The organism is Aeromonas sp. S8(2024), from assembly GCF_041403085.1.
In the GTDB taxonomy this organism is placed as follows: Bacteria; Pseudomonadota; Gammaproteobacteria; order Enterobacterales; family Aeromonadaceae; genus Aeromonas; species Aeromonas dhakensis.
In genome coordinates, this window is sequence record NZ_JBGLRF010000012.1 from 48,802 (window position 1) to 68,233 (window position 19,432).

Genomic DNA, 19,432 nt, shown 5'->3' on the forward strand with positions numbered 1-19,432 from the left:
CGCCACTGACGGGGGCCACGGTCGTCGTGTATTCCTATTCCCTGCAAGGCACCAAGCCCCCAGTTGCGCCCCCCTTAAAACGGAAACAGCAGGGGCACCATGACGATCACCCCGATGCTGTAGGCCAGGGAGACCGGCAGGGCTAATTTAAGGTAATCCGGCATCTTGTAGTTGCCCGCGGCATAGACCATCAGGTTGGTCTGGTAGCCGTAGGGCAGGATAAAGCTGGAGCTCGCCCCGAACAGCACCGCCAGAATGAACGGCATGGTGGAGACATCCATGCTGAGCGCCAGCTGGTAACCCATGGGGAAGGCCAGCGCAGCCGCGGCGTTGTTGCTCATCAGCTCGGTCAGCACCAGGGTAAACAGGTAGATGCCGATAAAGGCGATGATGGGGCTGGCGCCGTTGAACTCTCCCATCAGCCAGTCGGCGATGAGCTTGGCCAGCCCGCTTTTTTCCAGCTGATCGGCGATGGCCAGCGCCCCGCCCACCACCAGCCAGATATCCAGCGGAAAGCGGCGGCGGATCTCGTCCAACGTCAGAATGCGGGAGAACAGCAGCACCACCAGCATCACCAACAGCCCCTTGAACAGCGGCACCAGATCGAGCACCGACAGGGTCAGCACCCCGAGAAAGCCCAGTACCACGGCAGCGCTGCGCGTGGCATCGAGCCGGGTGGAGGCCTCCAGCCCGCTCACTACCACGAACTCCCGGGAGAGGGACTTGTTGCCCGCAAACTTGGGGCCGGGGGCCAGCAGCAAGGTGTCCCCTGCGTGCAATTCAATCTGGCCGAGGCCGCCGGTGAGCTGGGTCTCGCCCCGGCGCACCGCCAGCACCACCGCATCGAAGTGGGTGCGAAACTCGGCGTCCTTGATGGTCTGCCCCACCAGCCGCGAGCTGTGGCTGACGATCACCTCCACCAGATGCTGGCCGTTGAGGCGGTGCTGGCCGTAGAGATCCAGCCCCTTGAGCTCCTGCAACACGCCGACGCTCTCCACATCGCCACAAAACAGCAGCATGTCCCCCTCGTGCAGCTCGTGTTCCGGCTGCACCGGGCAGATCACCTGGTTGCCACGAATGATCTCGGCGAGATAGAGGCTTTTCAGGCTGCGCAGGCCGTTCTCCTTGACGCTGCGCCCGGCCATCGGCGAGCCGGGGCCTACCTTGGCCTCGAGAAAATAGCCGGATTCGCGGCTCATCTCGGTGTCCTGCTCCGGCAGGTGGCGGGCAAACAGCAGCACGGCGACCAGGCCGGTCAGCAGGGTCCCCGCCCCCACCATGAAGAAGTCGAACATGCCGAGCGGCTTGGCCCCCATCTTGATGAGGAAGCTGTTGACGATGAGGTTGGTGGAGGTGCCGATCAGGGTCAGCACGCCGCCAAAGGTCGCCGCGAAGCACATGGGCAGCAGCAGCCGGGAGGGCGCATGGTTGGGATTGCGTTTGACCGCCCCCAGCATGGAGGCCACCACGGCGGTATTGTTGACGAAGGCCGACAGGAAGGCGGTGGAGAACCACACCTTCACCAGCACCTTGTTGAACGAGCCGGTGCCCACCAGGTTGGCGAACCAGCTCATGACCCGGGTCTTTTCCACCGCCAAGGAGACCAGCAGCAGCAGCACCAGGGTCAGCAGGGCGCTGTTGGTGTAGCCCGCCACCACGGCGTTGATGTCCGCCAGGCCGCTCAGGTAGGTGATGAGCACGGCGCCCGAGAAGAGCAGCGCCGGCCGGAGTTTGCCCTGGATCAGCAGGGCGACGAGGGCAGCCAGCAGACCCAGCACCAGGGATTGTTGCCAGGTCATGGGCTTACTCCTTGCCGGAATCGTTGCTGATGGTCAGCGCCTGCCAGTGGGGGAAGTGCTTGCGCACCAGGGCGTTGAGCTCGACTTCGAACTCGCTGTATTGCCCTGCCATAACCTTGGCCGCCAGCCCTTCCACTATCATGCCGGCACCGACGGTGACGTTGGTCAGCCGGTCGATCAGGATGAAGCTGCCGGTATCGCGGACCTCCTGGTACGGGTCGAACGCCACCGGGTCGGTCAGGCTGAATTCGCACAGGCCGATCTCGTTGAGCTTGAGCTCGGAGGCCGGCAGCTCGTCGAGCTTGTTGATCTCGATGCGGTGGCGGATGGCCTCCACCTGGCCGCGACTCTTCTTGGTGGCCAGCTTGACGTCATAGACCCGGCCCGGTTGCAGGGACTCTTCCCCCATCCAGACGATGTGGGCCAGCACGTTCTGGGTCACCTGGGGCTTTTTCGCCGCGTCCACCAGCAGGTCGCCGCGGCTGATGTCGATCTCGTCCGCGAAGGTGACCGTGATGGCCTGACCCGGCAGGGCGTACTCCAGATCCCCGTCAAAGGTGACGATGCGAGTCACTGTGCTCTCTTTGCCCGACGGCAGCACAGCAAGCCGGTCGCCCACCCGCAGGATGCCGGAGGCGAGCGTCCCCGCGAAGCCGCGAAAATCGAGGTTGGGGCGGTTCACATACTGCACCGGCAGGCGCACCGGATGGCGCTCCAGCTCGCGCTCCACCTCGGCAGACTCCAGCAAGGAGAGCAGGGTCTCGCCCTGATACCAGGCCAGCTTGTCGCTTGGGTTCACCACGTTGTCACCGTCCAGCGCCGAGACCGGCACGATGTGGATGGTGTCGACACTGAGCTTCTTGGCGAACTCGCGGTAATCGGCACTGATGCGCTCGAACACCTCCTGGCTGAACTCCACCAGGTCCATCTTGTTCACCGCCACCACAAACTGTTTTATCCCCAGCAAACTGGCGATAAAGCTGTGGCGACGGGTCTGATCCAGCACCCCCTTGCGGGCGTCGATCAGGATGATGGCGAGATCGCAGGTGGAGGCGCCGGTGGCCATGTTGCGGGTGTACTGCTCGTGGCCCGGAGTGTCCGAGATGATGAATTTGCGTTTCGCGGTCGAGAAGTAGCGGTAGGCCACGTCGATGGTGATGCCCTGCTCGCGCTCTGCCTGCAGGCCGTCCACCAGCAGGGCCAGGTCCAGCTTCTCGCCGGTGGTGCCGAGCTTCTGGCTGTCGGACTCCAGCGCCTTCAACTGATCTTCATAGATCTGCTGGGAGTCGTGCAGCAGGCGGCCGATAAGGGTGCTCTTGCCGTCGTCCACGCTGCCGCAGGTGAGAAAGCGCAGCAGGCTCTTGTGTTGCTGGGCGTGCAGGTAGGCTTCAATGCCCTGTTCGCTGATGGCGGTCTGAATGTGGTTGTTCATGTTGCGATTCCTTAGAACATTTTTTTAGAAATAGCCCTGACGCTTCTTCTGCTCCATGGAGCCGGCCTGATCGTGGTCGATAAGCCGCCCTTGCCGCTCGCTCGAGGTAGTGATCAACATCTCTTCGATGATCTCCGGCAAGGTGGTGGCATTGGATTCGATGGCCCCGGTCAGCGGGTAGCAGCCGAGGGTGCGAAAGCGCACCAGCTCCTGCTTCACTTCATCTTCCGGGCCGATGGGCATGCGCTCGTCATCCACCATGATCTTGATGCCATTGCGCTCCACCACTGGGCGATGAGCGGCGAAGTAGAGCGGCACTATGTCGATGTTCTCGAGATAGATGTATTGCCAGATGTCCAGCTCGGTCCAGTTGGAGAGCGGGAAGACCCGGATGCTCTCACCCTTGTTGACCTGGCTGTTGTAGACGCGCCACAGCTCCGGGCGCTGGTTCTTCGGATCCCAGCGGTGAGACTTGTCGCGGAAGGAGTAGACCCGCTCCTTGGCACGAGACTTCTCCTCGTCGCGGCGGGCCCCACCGAAGGCGGCGTCGAAGCCGTATTTGTTGAGCGCCTGCTTGAGCCCCTCGGTCTTCATGATGTCGGTGTGCTTGCCGCTGCCATGCACGAAGGGGTTAATGCCCATGGCGAGGCCGTCCGGGTTCTTGTGGACGATGAGATCCAGCCCGTACTTTTTGGCGGTCTCGTCACGGAACTTGATCATTTCCTTGAACTTCCAGTCGGTGTCGACGTGCAGCAAGGGGAAGGGGATCTTGCCCGGATAGAAGGCCTTGCGGGCCAGGTGCAGCATGACGGAGGAGTCCTTGCCGATGGAGTACATCATCACCGGGTTTTCAAATTCGGCAGCCACCTCGCGGATGATGTGGATGCTCTCGGCTTCCAGTTGCTGCAGATGGGTCAATCTTTCACGGTCCATGTCTGGGTCCTCGGTTCATTGCTGACGCGCCTGGTCGGTGCGCGGTCTTGGTTCAGGTCGGTGCCGCCATGGCAACACCGTCAAATCGATTGCTGTCTCGGCCTCAGGCCAGGCTCACCAGCTTGAGCTCGTGGCCGCTGTCGGCCCCCTGCCCCTGCGCCGTCTCGCCAAACCAGGCGAGCTGTTTACGCAGGGTAACCACCTCGCCTATGACGATAAGCGACGGGCTCACCGCTTGGGCGGCCAGTTCGGCCAGCTCCGCCAAGGTGCCGGTCAGCACGCGCTGCCGCGCCGTGGTGCCGCGCTCGATGATGGCGATGGGGGTGGCGCTGCTTCGGCCATGGCTCACCAACTGCTGGCGGATATGCTCGGAGCGCATCAGCCCCATGTAGATCACCAGGGTCTGGCTGGTGGCGGCGAGCTGCTGCCAGTCGGGCTCCTTGCCCTCCTTCTGGCAGTGGCCCGTGATAAAGACGGCGCTCTGGGCATGGTCGCGGTGAGTCAGCGGAATGCCGGCATAGGCGGTGGCACCGGCGGCGGCCGTGATGCCGGGCACCACCGAGAAGGGGATGCCCTCCTCTGCCAGCACTTCCAGCTCCTCGCCGCCACGGCCGAACATGAAGGGGTCGCCCCCCTTGAGCCGCACCACCCGGTTGCCCGCCCTGGCGTATTCCACCAGCAGGCGATTGGTCTCTTCCTGGGGCACGCTGTGGGCACCTGCCTTCTTGCCGACCGACACCAGGGTCGCATCGCGGCGCACCAGGTCCAGGATCTCGGCGGAGACCAGCTGGTCATAGAGCACCACCTCGGCCTGTTGGATCTGTTGCAGCGCCTTGAGGGTCAGCAGGCCCGGATCGCCGGGGCCCGCCCCCACCAGCACCACCTCACCCACCTCGGTCTGGGCTTTGTCGAGCCCCTCGTTCAGCCACTGCTCGGCCCCTTGCCAATCGTCTTTCTCAATCAGGCCGGCCAGGGTGTTGGAGGCAAACGCCCGCTCCCAGAAGCGGCGACGGTCGGAAATGGAGGAGAGCACCCGCTTGGCACGGTCGCGTACCCGACCCGAGAGTTCGGCCAGGCCGCCGAGGTGGCGCGGCAGCAGGCTCTCCAGCCGCTCGCGCAGCAGGCGCACCAGCACAGGCGCCTTGCCGCCGCTGGAGACGGCCACCATGATGGGGCTGCGATCGATGATGGAAGGAAAGATAAAGCTGGAGCGCTTGGGGTCATCCACCACGTTGACGAACAGACCGAGCTGGTTGGCGCTCTGATAGACCAGGGCGTTCACCTCGAGATCGTCGGTAGCGGCCACCACCAGGATCTGGCCCGCCAGATGGGCAGGTACGAAGCGCTCCGCCAGATGGGTGAAGCGACCGGCAAATTCATGGAAGTCGGGTTCCAGCTCGGGGGAGACCAGGGTCAGCCTGGCACCGGCAGCCAGCAGCAGGCGCGCCTTGCGCAGGGCCACTTCGCCCCCTCCCACCAACAGCACCGGGCGACCGTCCAACTTGGCAAACATCGGCAAATAATCCATTTCGGCCCATCCCTCGGAACACGACTAATATGGGGCGACTATAGGCAGGGCTGCTTATCCCTCAAAATAATAAAAAATGCTTTTTAATGCATTTTAGTAATTAACAAAGCCGTATGATGACAAAGGCGCTTGTGGTGCCGCACGCAAGGCCATAGGCTAGTGAAAGTGTTTCATAAGGAGCTAAATGATGAATGAGTCATTGATTGTGCTGGGGATCTTTGTGTTTCTGGTACTTCTCACCCTGAGCGCCGGTATCAAGATAGTGCCGCAGGGTTACAACTGGACCGTGGAGCGCTTCGGCCGCTACACCCGCACCCTCTCCCCCGGCCTCAACCTGCTGATCCCCTACATAGATCGCATCGGCCACAAGATCATCATGATGGAGCAGGTACTGGACATCCCGGCGCAAGAGGTGATCTCCCGCGACAACGCCAACGTGACCATAGACGCCATCAGCTTCGTGCAGGTGGTGGACGCCCGCAAGGCCGGCTATGAGGTCAACGATCTCACCAGCGCCATCCGCAACCTGACCATGACCAACATGCGGACCGTGCTGGGCGCCATGGAGCTGGACGAGATGCTCTCCCAGCGCGACACCATCAACGAGAAGCTGCTGCGCACCATGGATGCGGCCACCGCCCCCTGGGGCATCAAGGTGACCCGGATCGAGATCAAGGATGTACGTCCGCCGCTGGCGCTGGTCGAAGCCATGAACGCCCAGATGAAGGCCGAGCGCCAGAAACGGGCCGAGGTACTGGAGGCCGAAGGGGTGCGCCAGTCCAAGATCCTGAAAGCGGAAGGGGAGAAGCAGTCCCAGATCCTCAAAGCCGAGGGCGAGCGTCAGGCCGCCTTCCTCGCCGCCGAAGCGCGGGAGCGGGCCGCCGAAGCGGAAGCCAAGGCGACCCACATGGTGTCAAAAGCCATCGCCGAAGGGGATCTGCAGGCCATCAACTACTTCGTGGCCCAGAAATACACAGAGGCGCTGGCCCGCATCGGTGAAGGCCCCAACAGCAAGGTGGTGATGATGCCGCTGGAGGCGGGCAGCCTGATCGGCGCCGTCGCCGGCATGGCCGAGCTGTTCAAGGATGGCAAGGGCGGCAAGTCATGACAGCCCTGTTCGAGGGGCTGACCCACTGGCACTGGCTGGGGCTCGGCTTCGTGCTGCTGGCCATCGAGGTGCTGGGCTCGGTGGGTTTTCTGCTCTGGACCGGCATCGCCGCGCTGGAGGTGGGCCTGCTGCTGCTGGTCTGGCCCTTCGGCTGGCAGGCCCAGCTGCTGCTGTTCGCCCTGCAATCCCTGCTCACCACCTGGGCCTGGTGGCGCTGGCAGCACCGCCGGGATCGCTCCGATCAAGATGCCGCCGCCCCCATCAACGAGCGGATGCAGGGGTATCTGGGGCGCGAGCTGGTGCTGCTGGATGACGTGACTCAGGGGATGAGCCGGGTACACCTGGACGACACCGCCTGGACGGTGCGCTGCAGCCAGCCACTGCTCGCCGGCAGCAAGGTGCGGGTGATGGGGCATGACTCCCATATCCTGCTGGTAGAGCCGCTGTCCTGACACGAGGGCAGGCGCCAGTGTCCAACAACAAAGGGCTCCGCGGAGCCCTTTTTCATTCTCTTGCAAGCCGTGCCGGCGGACTAGAAGGCGTCGCTGTCGAGGGCGGCGCGCAGCAGATCCTTCCAGCTGATGATGCCGACCAGGGCGCCGTTTTCCAGCACCGGCAGGCAGGAGACGTTCTTCTCCAGCATCAGCTTGACCCCTTCCCGCACCGTAAGCTGGGGGGCGATGGTGATGGGGTGGCGGCTCATGATCTGGTGGGCGCGCCGGTTGAGGGTCTCGGTGTCGCGGCTCATCTCGGCCTCGGAGTCGAGATAGGGGCTGATGGCACGAAAAAGGTCCCGATCGGAGATGACTCCTACCAGCTCCTCCTCTTCCAGCACCAGCAGGTGGCGAAAGTGGGCCTGCTCGAAGATCTCCTTGATGACGCTCAACCTGTCGTCCATGGATACGGTGGCGACCCGGGTCGTCATGATGTCCCTGATATGCAGCATGCTAGCCTCCACCGTCATACTGATTGATAGTTCTGTTATGACATGTTTTTGTGGTGCCAGCCAGTAGCAGGCCCGTACCTAAAGTGCAAACCGGCGCCATTTCACGTAAGATCCGCGCCAGTTTTTCTCCTTCATTTGAGCCAAGCAGACCAATCCATGATAGTTGCCAGTCAAATCGAACTGATCCGCGGCGGCCGCAAGCTGCTGGACAACGCATCCGCCACCATTCACCCCGGCCACAAAGTGGGTCTGGTGGGCAAGAACGGCTGTGGCAAGTCCACCTTTTTTGCACTGGTACGGGGCGAGCTGGCCATCGACAGCGGCAGCTTCAGCCTGCCCGCCGGCTGGCAGATTGCCGGAGTGGCACAGGAGACCCCGGCGCTGGACTGCTCCGCCCTCGACTACGTGATCGACGGCGACAAGGAGTTCCGCGCGCTGGAGGCCGAGCTCGCCCAGGCCGAGCGGGATGACAACGGTCTGCTGGTGGCCGAGCTGCACGGCAAGCTCGACACCATAGGCGCCTACAGCATCCGCGCCCGCGCAGCCGAGCTGTTGCACGGCCTCGGCTTTGGCGACGAGCAGCTCGGCTCGCCGGTACGCAGCTTCTCCGGTGGCTGGCGCATGCGCCTGAACCTGGCCCAGGCGCTGCTCTGCCGCTCCGATCTGCTGCTGCTCGATGAACCGACCAACCACCTGGATCTCGACGCCGTCATCTGGCTGGAGAAGTGGCTCAAGGGCTATCAGGGCACGCTGGTGCTCATCTCTCACGACCGCGACTTCCTCGACTCTGTGGTGACTCGCATCATCCATATCGAGAACGGCAAGCTCAACGAATACAGCGGCGGCTACTCCGACTTCGAACTGCAGCGCGCCGAACACCTGGCCCAGCAGCAGTCCATGTACGAGAAGCAGCAGCGGGAGATGGCCCACATGCAATCCTATGTGGATCGCTTCCGCTACAAGGCCTCCAAGGCCCGTCAGGCCCAGAGCCGATTGAAGGCCATGGAGCGGATGGAGAAGATCCTGCCCGCCCATGCCGACTCCGAGTTCAGCTTCGAGTTTCGCGAGCCGTCGGCCCTGCCGACCCCGCTGATTGCCATGGAGAACCTCAGCGCCGGTTACGGCGACAAGGTGATCCTGGAGAAGATCAAACTCAACCTGGTACCGGGCTCGCGCATCGGCCTGCTCGGTCGCAACGGCGCCGGCAAATCCACCTTCATCAAGATGCTGGCGGGCTCCAACCCGCCGCTCTCCGGCAAGCTGGAAGTGAGCGCCGGGGTGAGCATCGGCTACTTCGCCCAGCATCAGCTGGAAACCCTGCGCCTGGATGACTCACCCCTCGATCATCTGGTACGCCTCGCGCCGGACAAGACCGAGCAGGAGCTGCGCAACTATCTGGGCAGCTTTGGCTTTCACGGTGACAAGGCGCTCGACAAGGTGGCCCCCTTCTCCGGCGGCGAGAAGGCGCGGCTGGTGCTGGCCCTCATCACCTGGCAAAAGCCCAACCTGCTGCTGCTGGATGAACCGACCAACCACCTGGATCTGGAGATGCGCCACGCCCTGACCATGGCGCTGCAAGGGTTCGAGGGCGCCATGGTGGTGGTCTCCCACGACCGTCACCTGCTGCGTACCACCACAGATGACTTCTATCTGGTGCACGGTGGCCGGGTCGAGGCCTTCGACGGCGATCTGGACGACTACCACAAGTGGCTCGGCGAGCAGGAGAAAGAGGCCAACGCCAAGCAGGAGGACGGCGTCGTCTCCGCCAACTCGGCGGTGGCGCGCAAGGATCAGAAGCGGCGCGAGGCGGAGTTCCGGCAAGCGACCCGACCGCTGCGCCAGAAGCTGGAGAAGCTCGAAACCAGCATGGAGAAGCTGCAGGCCAAGCTGGCCGCGGTGGAAGAGCAGCTGGCCGACCCCGCCATCTATGAAGAGAGCGCCAAGCAGAAGCTCTCCGAACTGCTCAAGTCCCAGGGCCCCATCAAGGAGGAGCTGGAAGGGGTCGAGCTGGAGTGGATGAGCCTCAGTGAGGAGCTGGAAACCATGGAGCAGGCCTTCCTTGCGTGACGAACAGCTGATGACGAGCGAGCGGATCGACGCCCACGAACTGCCGGGCCCGCTCGACTTCTGGCACTGGAGCGGCGAAACCTACGGTGCGCGCAGCCAGGATTGGCTCAGCGTGCAGGCGCTGGGGGGCAACGTCAACCTGGCCCTGTTGCTGCACCGGCTGGATCAGAGCAGCATCCCGGTGGATCTCACCGACCTGCAACCGGCGCTGGTGCAGACCGAGGCGGTGCTCGGCCCCTGGCGCACCCTGCGTTCGAGCGCCAAGGCGCGGCTCGGCGAGCAGGAGTATCAGGCCATGCTGGCCCACGAGCTGGAGCTGGAGCGACTGCAACAAGGGGTGCTGCTGCAGACCCTGCGCAGCCTCACCCTGTTTCGCGGCGACAGCCGCAACCTGTTGAACTATCTATCGTTACTGGGGGCCCAGCAGGGCCCCCTCAGAGACCTAATATGCTGAGTTATCGCCACGCCTTTCACGCCGGCAACCACGCCGACGTGCTGAAACACGCCGTTCAGGCCCTGATCATCGAGTCCCTCAAGAAGAAGGAGAAACCCTTCATCGTGCTGGACACCCATGCCGGTGGCGGTCTCTACGACCTGCGCGGCGACTGGTCGCAGAAGAAGGCGGAATATGCCGACGGCATCGGCCGGCTGTGGAACGAGCGGGCCCAGTGGTCTGCCATGGCCCCCTATCTGGGCGTTATCGAGGAGATGAACAGCGATGGTCAGTTGCGCTACTACCCCGGCTCGCCGGAGCTGTCGCGCCGCCTCGCCCGCGAGCAGGACAAGCTGGCGCTGATGGAGCTGCACAACAACGAGGTGGAGGACCTGCGCGCCAACATGGGTTACGACCCCCGTGTCGCCGTCCACCATCGCGATGGCTTCGAGGGGCTGGTGGCCCTGCTGCCGCCCACTCCGCGCCGCGGCCTGGTGCTGATAGACCCGCCCTATGAGCTCAAAGAAGACTACTTCGCAGTGGTCGATACCCTGAAAAAGGCGCAAAAACGCTGGGCCACCGGCATCTACGCCCTCTGGTATCCCATTCTGGGGGAAGAGGCGGACAAGTCCCGCGACATGCTGCGCGCCATCAAGCGCGAGAACTTCGGCAACGTGCTGGTGGCTGAGCTGGAAGTGGCCGGCCAGACCGCCGACTGGGGAATGAATGGCTCAGGCATGCTGATAGTGAGCCCCCCCTGGATGCTGGACGAACAGATCGACGCCTTCTTGAAACCCCTGTGCGCCAAGCTGGCCCAGGGCGCCGGCGCCCAGTACAAGGTGGAGTGGCTCAACAAGGTTGAAGCGTAACGCCTTGCATCACTCGCACACAGCCAAGGGCCTGCCACTGCAGGCCCTTTTTATTGGCAGGATCGGCGGGCAGCTCGAGTACCCTGGCTGGCAATCAGGGGCCGGAGGATCTGTCCAGGTGCAAGACCAGCAACAGCAGGGCCAACAGACCCAAGGGTGGAAACAGGGAGAGCAAAGCGCAAAGGGTGGCGATCAGGGCGGGGCGCTCGCTTCTGCGACGAGCCAGCCAATAGGCCAGTACCCCTACGATGATCATCAGCAACAGGATGAACTGCCCCATCAGGGTGGCGTTGATATTCATATGCATGAAAGCTCCTTTTTCATGGCAAAGGCTCACTCTAGCGCCGCTGTGGCCCCTGGCAACTCCCAATCCGGTGAGGGCATTCTCACTTGATAGGCCCTCCCTATCCAACCATCAGATGAGAATAGTTTTCATTTAGTGGGGTTTCGGGGGATACTCTGCTCATCACCAGAGGGAGCCGCCATCATGAAAAAGACCATCAGCTTTGCCGTTTTGCACTTCACCGTGGCCTTCACCGTGGCTTACCTGCTGACCGGTGAACTGCTCACCGCCAGCCTGATCGCCCTGATCGAACCCGCCGTCAACACGGTTGCCTTCTACTTCCACGATCTTGGCTGGCACAAGCTCAAGCCCCACCACAGCCTGCAGGCCAAGACCAGCAGCTTCGCCCTGGTGCACTTCTCGGTAGCCTTCGGCGTCGCCTACCTGCTGAGCGGCGAGCTGCTCACCGGCGGCGTGATGGCGATGATCGAGCCTGCCATCAACACAGTGGTGTTCTTCTTCCACGAGCGACTGTGGCGCGCCCGCCAGTCCCTGGCGCTCGCCTGATCTCCCTCCCCTTGTCTGGGGCCGCCCGGCGCAAAAAATGCTCGGCGGCCCAGCGCCATTGTGCTTTAGTAGCCGGGTCCCCCTTGCTGGAGCCCCCTCGATGAACAAGACCTTGCTTGCCACTCTGCTGTTTGCCCCTTTATTGGCCACCGCTGCCACCCCCTCTTTCGATTGCGCCAAGGCGAAAGGCGCCGCCGAAACCCTGATCTGCAAGGATGCCGCGCTGGCGGCGCTGGATAACGAGCTGGCGGCCCTCTACCCCAAGGCAATTGCCGCATTCTCACCCGAGCAGCAGAAAACCGAGCGCGCCATCCAGCGCGGCTGGATCAAGGGGCGCAACGACTGCTGGAAGGCGGGCGATCTGCGCCAGTGCGTGGAAGATAGCTACCAGCTGCGGATCACCGAGTTGCAGATAAAAGGGGGCCAGCTGATGGTGCCAGCACCGGTGAACTACCTGTGTGGCAAGAACATCACTCTTTCCACCTACTTCTACAACGAGGCCAAGCGGCCCGCCGCGGTGATCAACCTGGACGAGGGTACTGACCCGCTGCAGGTGCTCGCCTATGAAACCCCCAGCGCCAGCGGTGCCCGTTATGAAGGGCAAAACCTTACCCTGTTTACCAAGGGGGGCGAAGCCAGGCTAGAGCGTGTCGGCCAGCCAACTCTCACCTGCACGCAGCGCTAATCCAGAAACCGATCACTTGGGGGCGGCGGCATCCACGCCGCCTTCTCCTGCCCACCCCCTCTGCTCTCGCCATATCTATCAATTTATTGATCTTGCTCAGAAATAACTCGCTGCCCCCTTTTCCCCCATCCAAGGGGCGTTACTATGGCCAAATGGCAACATTCGCCTCGTCGGAGTCTCCCCATGAGCCATGCCAACCCTCTCACAGGTAACAAGCAGCACACTGGAAGCTGAAATTCAGGGGCGGTAGCCATGCCATCGGCTTGCCAACCCTGCCGCTCACAGCAAGGGGCCGGCCGGCGACTCCTCCACAACATGCAAAGCAAGGTGGTGTATGGAAACACAAACACTGCATCGCGGTCGGCTGATCGACCATCTCCAGCTGGTGGTGAAAGACCTGGGCGCCAGCCAGCGCTTTTACACGGCCGCACTGGCCGCCCTCGATATTCCCATAGGCGGCACGGGTGAGGGTTACTTCTGGGCAGACGAGCTGTTTGTCACCGCCATCGACAGCCCGGCGGCGCTGGGTGCATTGACCGGCCACCACCACCTCGCCTTTCAGGCACAAGACAGGGCCATGGTGGATCGCTTCTATCAGGCAGCGCTCTCCCATGGCGGCCAGGACAACGGCGCCCCCGGCGAGCGGGTCTATCACCCCGGCTATTACGCCGCCTTTGTCTTCGATCCGGATGGCAATAATATCGAAGCGGTGTATCACGGCGAGGCAAAGCGTAACGCGGAATCAGTGGTCATTACTTACTAACAAATGATTATCCATCTTTAGCAAGGGCCGTAAACAATGAATTAAACAATAAAGAATCAAAGGATGAGTTGAAAAATGATTAATGCATTTGAAATTGATAATAACCAAGCGGAAAACATTATAAATATAGAGGAAGGCTATCTTACTGATGTAAAGGCTAAAGAAATTAAACCAGCAAAATTATCTGAAACTGTATCTGCTTTTGCAAACTCAGGAGGTGGGGATATATATCTTGGCATTGAAGAAGATTCTAGAACAGGTTTAAGACGGTGGAATGGTTATGCTGATCAAGAAGCTGCAAATGACGTTATTCATGTCCTTTTCAATGCACATCCGTTTGGAAACCACCTTACATTTGAGTTTTTAAGCTGTGAGAATAAGACAGGGTATGTTCTACACATTATTGTAAAAAAAATTAAGCACATTGTTAAATCTACAAAAGGAGAAATATTTGTAAGGCAAAACGCAGGAAAAATTAAGATAGAAAAAGATGATGATATTGCCAAATTAAAATTTGACAAAGGCATATTTACCTTTGAAGATGAATGGATCGATGTTAATCATAAAAAATTAAAAGAAAGTAAATCCATCACCAACTTCATGATAAATATAATCCCACACTCAGAGCCTATAAAGTACTTAGAGAATCAAGAGCTTATTCGCGATGAGCAAGCTAAGGTTGTAGGAGTACTTCTTTTCTGTGATGAACCAGCCATATACTTAGCCAAAAGATGCAGTATTAAAATCATGCGATATAAAACTCGCGAAGAGGATATTGGCAGGGAGTTTCTAGATGGAGTACCATTAACAGTTGAAGGAGATGCCTACAACTTAATTTACCAAGCTGTAGATAAGACAAAGAAAATAATTGAAAATATTAAAAGATTAGGCGACAAGAGTCTTATTTCAATCACATACCCACATGAAACAATACACGAAATAATAACTAATGCTGTATTGCATAGAGACTACAGTATTGCAGCTGATGTTCAAATTCGTATTTTTGATAACAGAGTTGAAATTGAAAGCCCAGGGAAATTGCCTGGACATGTTACAACAAAAAACATTTTGGATACTCAAAGCGCAAGAAACCCAACCCTAGTTAGATTAATAAACAAATTTCCGGAGCCGCCAAACAAAGATGTAGGAGAGGGATTAAATACTGCATTTAGAGCAATGAACCTATTAAGATTGAAGGCTCCAGAAATAGTTGAGACAGATGATTCAGTTCTAGTATTCATATATCATCAGTCTCTTGCCTCACCAGAGGAGTTAGTAATAGATTATCTTCGTGAACACGAGGAGATAACTAATAAAATCGGCCGAGAGATTACAGGGATAAAGAGCGAAAACAAAATGAAATCTGTATTTCTCCGCTTGAAAGACCGAGATATCATTGAGCAAATACCAGAAAGAAAAGGTTCTGCCGCAGCATGGAGGAAAACTAGCGGAGTACTTTGGGATGAGCTTAAAGTTATCGATGGAAAGATAGTCAATATAGAAAAGGTAATTCAATCTGTCGTCCCTAAAAACATAAACACTTTGTCATCACTTGGCACTGAATATATACCTTTGATTTTTATGGCACTCGTAATACAAGCTGTGAAGGGAATACCTACATCGACAGGTGCAGATATGACATCATCAATAAATAAATACCTAACACCACCTAATAAACCAAAATTTTCAAACAATGTATCCAGAGCATTAAGAGATGCCAGGCTTCTAAATCAACCATGGCTTTCCAGTAAGGTAATAAATGTAAAAACAAATAAAAGAACTTTTTCTTTAAACGATAATTGGGAGGATGCTTGGGAAAGCATGTTCAGCCAAAAAATGTCTCCTAGTTTAGGAGTTTTCATTAATCAAGTAAGATCCAGATGTCAATTAGATATCGATATTTAACATTCATGAACGATACTGTGACTACCAGATGCCGGCCTAAAGCCGGTGTCTGAATTACACTCCCCCATATTTGCAATAGCGAACTATACTTTATATCATCGCCCCCCTTACCTGCTTTATGTTTACACTTTGATCCGGTATGAAACTCATCGACATCATCACAAGCTGAAACTATAGGTTTCCGCCGATAAATATCTTTATAATGAAATGGCAAGTAACTTAAATAACCGTCCTCCTCACCATTGTTATATATACCCCCACTTCTACGACACGCCGAGGAGACGTTGATATGCAGTCACAGACTCACACCTTATCATCAATGGCAGCCCAATGCCCTGCCTGCAGGCGGGTAGCGGCGAACCGCTGCTGCTGATCCATGGCGCACTGGCCAACCACACCCTCTGGCTCGAACATATCGAGCTGCTCTCGCAGCACTACACCGTCTATGCCCCCACCCTGCGCCACTTTGGCGAGGCGGGCAAAGAGGGGCCTTTCGGACTTGAGACCCATGCCGGCGATCTGCTGGCGCTGCTAGCACAGCTGGCGTGTGGGCCTGTCCACCTGGTCGGCTGGTCTTATGGGGCGGATGTGGCGTTGACGGTCGCCTTGCAAGCTCCGGAGCGCGTCCAAAGCCTCTATCTGGTGGAGCCGGGCTGCCCGGGGGTGCTGGATGAGCAGGGGCTCGCCGCCTTTATGACCGATGCCGGCGCCATGTTCGGCCCCGTGTTTGGTCAGGTTGAAGCGGGGCAGTTGCAAGAGGCGGTGGCCACCCTGATCGATGGCTCGGGGGGCCGCCCAGGCTACTTTGCCGCGCAACCCCTCAAGTGGCAGCAAGCCCAACTGGCAGAGGCCGCCAGCCTGCCCAAGCAACTGAGCCATAGCGAGCGGCCGGATTGGTCGCCGTCGCGGCTGGCCGGGTTCGGGCTGCCCATCTGCATCGTGCAGGGCGCACAGACCAGAGCATTGTTTGCGCAAGTGTGCGAGGCACTTGGCAACGCCATCCCCGCCTGCCAGCGTCTGCAGGTGGCGGATGTCGGCCATCTCTACCCCATCGAGCAGCCCGCACTGTTTGTGCAGCAGCTTCAGTGCTGGCTCGCAGCGCAAGGGTAGGCAGAGACCCTTGCCGACCGGCTTGTGTGCTCTACACCAGTCGCACCGCAGGCTTTGCCCACCTGAGCGCCATAAAAAAGCCCCGCATCGCGGGGCTTTTTATTATCGCAGTAGCCAACTCAGTTGACGGTTGCCGGTTGACCCAGCGCATCCGGCGGGGTCTGGAACTCGCGCTCGGCGTCGTCGAAGCGCTCCAGCATGGCCTTGGAGGGGGCCTTGTCCAGCAGGCTGAACACCAGGATGGCGAGTCCGGAGAAGAGGAAGCCGGGGATGATTTCATAGAGTCCCAGCCAGCCGAACTGCTTCCAGACGATGACGGTCAGAGCGCCCACCAACATGCCCGCCAAGGCGCCGTTGCGGGTCATCCGTGACCAGAGCACGGAGAGCAGCACCACGGGGCCGAAGGCGGCACCAAAGCCGGCCCAGGCGTAGCTCACCAGCCCCAGCACCCGGTTTTCCGGATTCATGGCGACGGCGATGGCGATGAGCGCGATCACCAGCACCATGGCGCGACCGACCCACACCAGCTCCTGCTGGGAGGCGTTCTTGCGCAGGAACGGCTTGTAGAGATCCTCGGTGATGGCGCTGGAGCAGACCAGCAGCTGGCAACTGAGGGTACTCATCACCGCCGCCAGGATGGCGGAGAGCAGCACGCCGGCGATCCAGGGGTTGAACAGGATCTTGGAGAGCTCGATAAAGACCCGCTCCGGGTTCGCAGTCACGCCGCCAGCCTGCTCGGTGAAGGTGGAGAAGTAGGAGAGGCCGAAGAAGCCGATGGCCACGGCGCCGCCGAGGCAAAGCACCATCCAGGTCATGCTGATGCGACGGGCATTGGTCATGGAGTGGTGGGAGTCCGCCGCCATGAAGCGCGCCAGGATGTGGGGCTGGCCGAAGTAGCCCAGGCCCCAGGCCATCAGCGAGATGATGGCGATGAAGTCCAGGTTCTTGAACATGTCGAGGTTGCCGGCGTTCTGCGCCGCCACCTGCACCATGGCGGTGTCGATGCCGCCCACCGCGATGATGACGAACACCGGGGTGAGGATCAGGGCGAAGATCATCAGGGTAGCCTGCACGGTATCGGTCCAGCTCACCGCGAGGAAGCCACCGAAGAAGGTGTAGGTGATGGTGGCCGCGGCACCGACCCAGAGGGCGGTGTCATAACTCATGCCGAAGGTGCTCTCGAACAGGCGGGCACCGGCCACCACGCCGGAGGCGCAGTAGATGGTGAAGAACAGCAGGATCACCAGGGCGGAGAGGATGCGCAGCACCCGGCTCTTGTCTTCGAAGCGGTAGGTGAAGTAGTCCGGCAGGGTCAGGGCGTTGCGGTTCTTCTCGGTATGCACCCGCAGCCGGCCGGCGACCCAGCGCCAGTTGAGGTAGGCGCCCAGGGTGAGGCCGATGGCGATCCAGCTCTCGGAGATGCCGCCGATGAAGACGGCGCCCGGCAAGCCCATCAGGAGCCAGCCGCTCATGTCGGAGGCACCGGCGGAGAGAGCGGTCACCCAGCTCCCCATCCGGCGGCCGCCGAGAATGTAGTCGTCAAAGTTGCGGGTGGCGCGATAGGCGATAAAGCCGATCAGGACCATCCCGAGGATATACACCAGAAAGGTGATGAGCATGGGTGTGCTGGCTGTCATTCAAAACTCCGTTATGTGACGTGTGTGCCCGTTCTGACGACGGACTCTTCCTTAAAAAAACCGCCCTAGCTTAATCAGCAGATCCCATGACCTCAACCTTTTTTAACAAACAGAAAACACAATATAAACGTTTCATCTTTAACCAACAGACCAGCTTTGCCCCGTTCCGCCAGATTTTATCCTGACGCAGCAACTGCTTATCCACCGGGCATGTTCAGGGGCCCGATCCCGCCACGGCGGCAAAAAAAAAGCCCCGACCAGAAGTCGGGGCCATGTCGGCAAGCACCAATCAGCGATTGATCGCGATCGGCATGCCGCTGCGCTGCTCCAGCGCCTGCTTGACCAGCTGGGAGTCGCTGTCGGCGTGGGCGATGAAGCGGGTCACCGCCGGGGTCATCGGCAGCGGCGCAGGCAGGCTGGAGTTGAACTCCTCCTGATTGCGGGAGAGCGGCTGATGTACTTCCAGGTAGCGGCGGCCATCCGGCTCGACACTGGCCTTGATGGGCTGGTTGACGAACTGCACGCGGGTACCGACCGGTACCTTCTTGAACAGGTACTCGATGTCGTCATTGCGCAGGCGCACGCAGCCGTGGCTCACCCGCAGGCCGATGCCGAACTGGGCGTTGGTGCCGTGGATGGCGTACATCTTGCCGATGTAGAGCGCGAACAGCCCCATGGGGTTGTCCGGGCCGGCCGGCCACACGGCCGGCAGGGTCTCGCCACGGGCGGCATATTCGGCATGCATCTTGGCGGTCGGGGTCCAGGTCGGGCCCGCCTTCTTGCGCTGCACGCTGGTCACCCAGTTTTCCGGGGTGTCGGTACCGAGCTGGCCGATCCCGATGGGCAGCACTTCCACCACCTTCTTGCCTTTCGGGTAGTAGTAGAGGCGCATCTCGGCCACGTTCAGCACGATCCCTTCACGGGGTGCATCCGGCAGGATCAGCTGGTGCGGCACGATCAGCTTCTCGCCGGTCTGCAGCAGCAGGGGATCCGCCTTGGGGTTGGCCTCCAGCATGTTGGTCAGCCCCAGCTGGAATTTGGCGGCGGCGGCCTCCAGCGGCTGGCCGTTTTCTTCGGCCGGGACCACGTATTCCAGATTTTCACCCACCAGGCGGCTGTTGGCCGCAGGCAGGGCGTATTCAACAGCGAGCGCAGGCGCGGCGCCCAAGAGGAGGCTGCAGCACAGCGCGGCCGCAGTAGTGTGGAGGAGCTTCATAACTTTCCTGTAATGGATGACGTGGTTCAAGACTCTGGGCTGACCCGGGAGCGGCAGGCGATCCGGGGGCGGAGAGAAGGCCGCCATTTTTCTCCTCTGCCGGGCAAATTTCAACTGACAAGTGGCGGCGGGTCAGCGATTAATATCGCTT

General features: G+C 59.9%; 18 protein-coding genes. 10 read left to right on the forward strand and 8 right to left on the reverse strand.

The genetic code is table 11. From position 1 onward, the window contains the following. Window positions 1–74 precede the first annotated feature (74 nt). From ACB031_RS20815 to cysG, 4 genes are all read right to left on the reverse strand, one after another. Window positions 75–1,799, reverse strand: a complete 1,725-nt coding sequence (locus ACB031_RS20815; RefSeq protein WP_324008293.1) for an SLC13 family permease — start codon at window positions 1,797–1,799, stop codon at window positions 75–77. Between the two features lie 4 nt (window positions 1,800–1,803). Further along, entirely contained in the window at window positions 1,804–3,231 is a 1,428-nt protein-coding gene (cysN, locus tag ACB031_RS20820) for a sulfate adenylyltransferase subunit CysN (RefSeq protein WP_371140172.1), read from the reverse strand. A gap of 24 nt (window positions 3,232–3,255) precedes the next feature. Further along, entirely contained in the window at window positions 3,256–4,164 is a 909-nt protein-coding gene (gene cysD, locus ACB031_RS20825; protein ID WP_005304721.1) for a sulfate adenylyltransferase subunit CysD, read from the reverse strand. A 103-nt stretch (window positions 4,165–4,267) separates the two neighbouring features. Then, window positions 4,268–5,692 (reverse strand): siroheme synthase CysG, encoded by a 1,425-nt coding sequence (cysG, locus tag ACB031_RS20830; RefSeq protein WP_371140173.1) that lies wholly within the window; start codon window positions 5,690–5,692, stop codon window positions 4,268–4,270. Window positions 5,693–5,879: 187 nt separating this feature from the next. On the opposite strand from cysG, the gene ACB031_RS20835 reads away from it, so the two are divergent. Together ACB031_RS20835 and ACB031_RS20840 are read left to right on the forward strand one after the other, a co-directional pair. Beyond that, the gene (locus tag ACB031_RS20835; RefSeq protein WP_005304750.1) at window positions 5,880–6,800 is read left to right on the forward strand and encodes an SPFH domain-containing protein; all 921 of its coding nucleotides are present in this window, start codon (window positions 5,880–5,882) and stop codon (window positions 6,798–6,800) included. Then, window positions 6,797–7,252: an NfeD family protein gene (locus ACB031_RS20840; protein ID WP_042007075.1), complete on the forward strand. Its 456-nt coding sequence runs from the start codon at window positions 6,797–6,799 to the stop codon at window positions 7,250–7,252. Before ACB031_RS20835 ends, ACB031_RS20840 begins: the two co-directional genes overlap by 4 nt. A gap of 80 nt (window positions 7,253–7,332) precedes the next feature. Here the strand turns inward: ACB031_RS20840 and ACB031_RS20845 are convergent, their stop codons facing one another. Beyond that, the gene (locus tag ACB031_RS20845) at window positions 7,333–7,746 is read right to left on the reverse strand and encodes a CBS domain-containing protein (RefSeq protein ID WP_005304756.1); all 414 of its coding nucleotides are present in this window, start codon (window positions 7,744–7,746) and stop codon (window positions 7,333–7,335) included. 156 nt (window positions 7,747–7,902) lie between these two features. On the opposite strand from ACB031_RS20845, the gene ACB031_RS20850 reads away from it, so the two are divergent. The 3 genes from ACB031_RS20850 to ACB031_RS20860 are packed head-to-tail and all read left to right on the forward strand — an operon-like array spanning window position 7,903 to window position 11,115. Further along, the gene (locus ACB031_RS20850) at window positions 7,903–9,813 is read left to right on the forward strand and encodes an ABC transporter ATP-binding protein (RefSeq protein WP_139751959.1); all 1,911 of its coding nucleotides are present in this window, start codon (window positions 7,903–7,905) and stop codon (window positions 9,811–9,813) included. Next, window positions 9,806–10,267, forward strand: coding sequence for a DUF2390 domain-containing protein (locus ACB031_RS20855; RefSeq protein WP_054543460.1), 462 nt, complete (start codon window positions 9,806–9,808; stop codon window positions 10,265–10,267). Before ACB031_RS20850 ends, ACB031_RS20855 begins: the two co-directional genes overlap by 8 nt. Then, on the forward strand, window positions 10,261–11,115 hold the full coding sequence (locus tag ACB031_RS20860) for a 23S rRNA (adenine(2030)-N(6))-methyltransferase RlmJ (RefSeq protein ID WP_371140174.1): 855 nt from the start codon (window positions 10,261–10,263) through the stop codon (window positions 11,113–11,115). Before ACB031_RS20855 ends, ACB031_RS20860 begins: the two co-directional genes overlap by 7 nt. Window positions 11,116–11,209: 94 nt before the next feature. On the opposite strand, the gene ACB031_RS20865 is transcribed toward ACB031_RS20860, so the two are convergent. Further along, window positions 11,210–11,416 carry a hypothetical protein gene (locus tag ACB031_RS20865; protein ID WP_026139273.1) on the reverse strand — a complete coding sequence of 69 codons (207 nt, stop codon included), beginning with the start codon at window positions 11,414–11,416 and terminating at the stop codon, window positions 11,210–11,212. 186 nt (window positions 11,417–11,602) lie between these two features. Here ACB031_RS20865 and ACB031_RS20870 point away from each other — a divergent pair, with 186 nt between their 5' ends. From ACB031_RS20870 to ACB031_RS20890, 5 genes are all read left to right on the forward strand, one after another. Then, window positions 11,603–11,965 carry a DUF2061 domain-containing protein gene (locus ACB031_RS20870; protein ID WP_005304770.1) on the forward strand — a complete coding sequence of 121 codons (363 nt, stop codon included), beginning with the start codon at window positions 11,603–11,605 and terminating at the stop codon, window positions 11,963–11,965. A gap of 100 nt (window positions 11,966–12,065) precedes the next feature. Beyond that, a complete protein-coding gene (locus ACB031_RS20875) occupies window positions 12,066–12,650 on the forward strand; it encodes an MliC family protein (RefSeq protein ID WP_274438188.1) in 585 nt (194 codons plus the stop codon). A gap of 334 nt (window positions 12,651–12,984) precedes the next feature. Next, window positions 12,985–13,413 (forward strand): VOC family protein, encoded by a 429-nt coding sequence (locus tag ACB031_RS20880; RefSeq protein ID WP_371140175.1) that lies wholly within the window; start codon window positions 12,985–12,987, stop codon window positions 13,411–13,413. A 75-nt stretch (window positions 13,414–13,488) separates the two neighbouring features. Next, window positions 13,489–15,318 carry an ATP-binding protein gene (locus ACB031_RS20885; protein WP_371140176.1) on the forward strand — a complete coding sequence of 610 codons (1,830 nt, stop codon included), beginning with the start codon at window positions 13,489–13,491 and terminating at the stop codon, window positions 15,316–15,318. A 330-nt stretch (window positions 15,319–15,648) separates the two neighbouring features. After that, on the forward strand, window positions 15,649–16,428 hold the full coding sequence (locus ACB031_RS20890; protein WP_371140177.1) for an alpha/beta fold hydrolase: 780 nt from the start codon (window positions 15,649–15,651) through the stop codon (window positions 16,426–16,428). Window positions 16,429–16,547: 119 nt separating this feature from the next. On the opposite strand, the gene putP is transcribed toward ACB031_RS20890, so the two are convergent. Both putP and ACB031_RS20900 read right to left on the reverse strand, forming a co-directional pair. After that, complete coding sequence (gene putP / locus ACB031_RS20895; RefSeq protein WP_017766278.1) at window positions 16,548–18,065, reverse strand: sodium/proline symporter PutP; 1,518 nt, start codon at window positions 18,063–18,065, stop codon at window positions 16,548–16,550. 289 nt (window positions 18,066–18,354) lie between these two features. Continuing rightward, the gene (locus ACB031_RS20900; protein WP_005304791.1) at window positions 18,355–19,281 is read right to left on the reverse strand and encodes a L,D-transpeptidase family protein; all 927 of its coding nucleotides are present in this window, start codon (window positions 19,279–19,281) and stop codon (window positions 18,355–18,357) included. Window positions 19,282–19,432: the final 151 nt, after the last annotated feature.

What these genes read in the sequence shown, in the direction of transcription:
- ACB031_RS20815 (WP_324008293.1), bottom strand. Translation starts at nt 1,799, where the DNA reads ATGACCTGGCAACAATCCCTGGTGCTGGGTCTGCTGGCTGCCCTCGTC.
- cysN (WP_371140172.1), bottom strand. Translation starts at nt 3,231, where the DNA reads ATGAACAACCACATTCAGACCGCCATCAGCGAACAGGGCATTGAAGCC.
- cysD (WP_005304721.1), bottom strand. Translation starts at nt 4,164, where the DNA reads ATGGACCGTGAAAGATTGACCCATCTGCAGCAACTGGAAGCCGAGAGC.
- cysG (WP_371140173.1), bottom strand. Translation starts at nt 5,692, where the DNA reads ATGGATTATTTGCCGATGTTTGCCAAGTTGGACGGTCGCCCGGTGCTG.
- ACB031_RS20835 (WP_005304750.1), top strand. Translation starts at nt 5,880, where the DNA reads ATGAATGAGTCATTGATTGTGCTGGGGATCTTTGTGTTTCTGGTACTT.
- ACB031_RS20840 (WP_042007075.1), top strand. Translation starts at nt 6,797, where the DNA reads ATGACAGCCCTGTTCGAGGGGCTGACCCACTGGCACTGGCTGGGGCTC.
- ACB031_RS20845 (WP_005304756.1), bottom strand. Translation starts at nt 7,746, where the DNA reads ATGCTGCATATCAGGGACATCATGACGACCCGGGTCGCCACCGTATCC.
- ACB031_RS20850 (WP_139751959.1), top strand. Translation starts at nt 7,903, where the DNA reads ATGATAGTTGCCAGTCAAATCGAACTGATCCGCGGCGGCCGCAAGCTG.
- ACB031_RS20860 (WP_371140174.1), top strand. Translation starts at nt 10,261, where the DNA reads ATGCTGAGTTATCGCCACGCCTTTCACGCCGGCAACCACGCCGACGTG.
- ACB031_RS20865 (WP_026139273.1), bottom strand. Translation starts at nt 11,416, where the DNA reads ATGAATATCAACGCCACCCTGATGGGGCAGTTCATCCTGTTGCTGATG.
- ACB031_RS20870 (WP_005304770.1), top strand. Translation starts at nt 11,603, where the DNA reads ATGAAAAAGACCATCAGCTTTGCCGTTTTGCACTTCACCGTGGCCTTC.
- ACB031_RS20875 (WP_274438188.1), top strand. Translation starts at nt 12,066, where the DNA reads ATGAACAAGACCTTGCTTGCCACTCTGCTGTTTGCCCCTTTATTGGCC.
- ACB031_RS20880 (WP_371140175.1), top strand. Translation starts at nt 12,985, where the DNA reads ATGGAAACACAAACACTGCATCGCGGTCGGCTGATCGACCATCTCCAG.
- ACB031_RS20885 (WP_371140176.1), top strand. Translation starts at nt 13,489, where the DNA reads ATGATTAATGCATTTGAAATTGATAATAACCAAGCGGAAAACATTATA.
- ACB031_RS20890 (WP_371140177.1), top strand. Translation starts at nt 15,649, where the DNA reads ATGCCCTGCCTGCAGGCGGGTAGCGGCGAACCGCTGCTGCTGATCCAT.
- putP (WP_017766278.1), bottom strand. Translation starts at nt 18,065, where the DNA reads ATGACAGCCAGCACACCCATGCTCATCACCTTTCTGGTGTATATCCTC.
- ACB031_RS20900 (WP_005304791.1), bottom strand. Translation starts at nt 19,281, where the DNA reads ATGAAGCTCCTCCACACTACTGCGGCCGCGCTGTGCTGCAGCCTCCTC.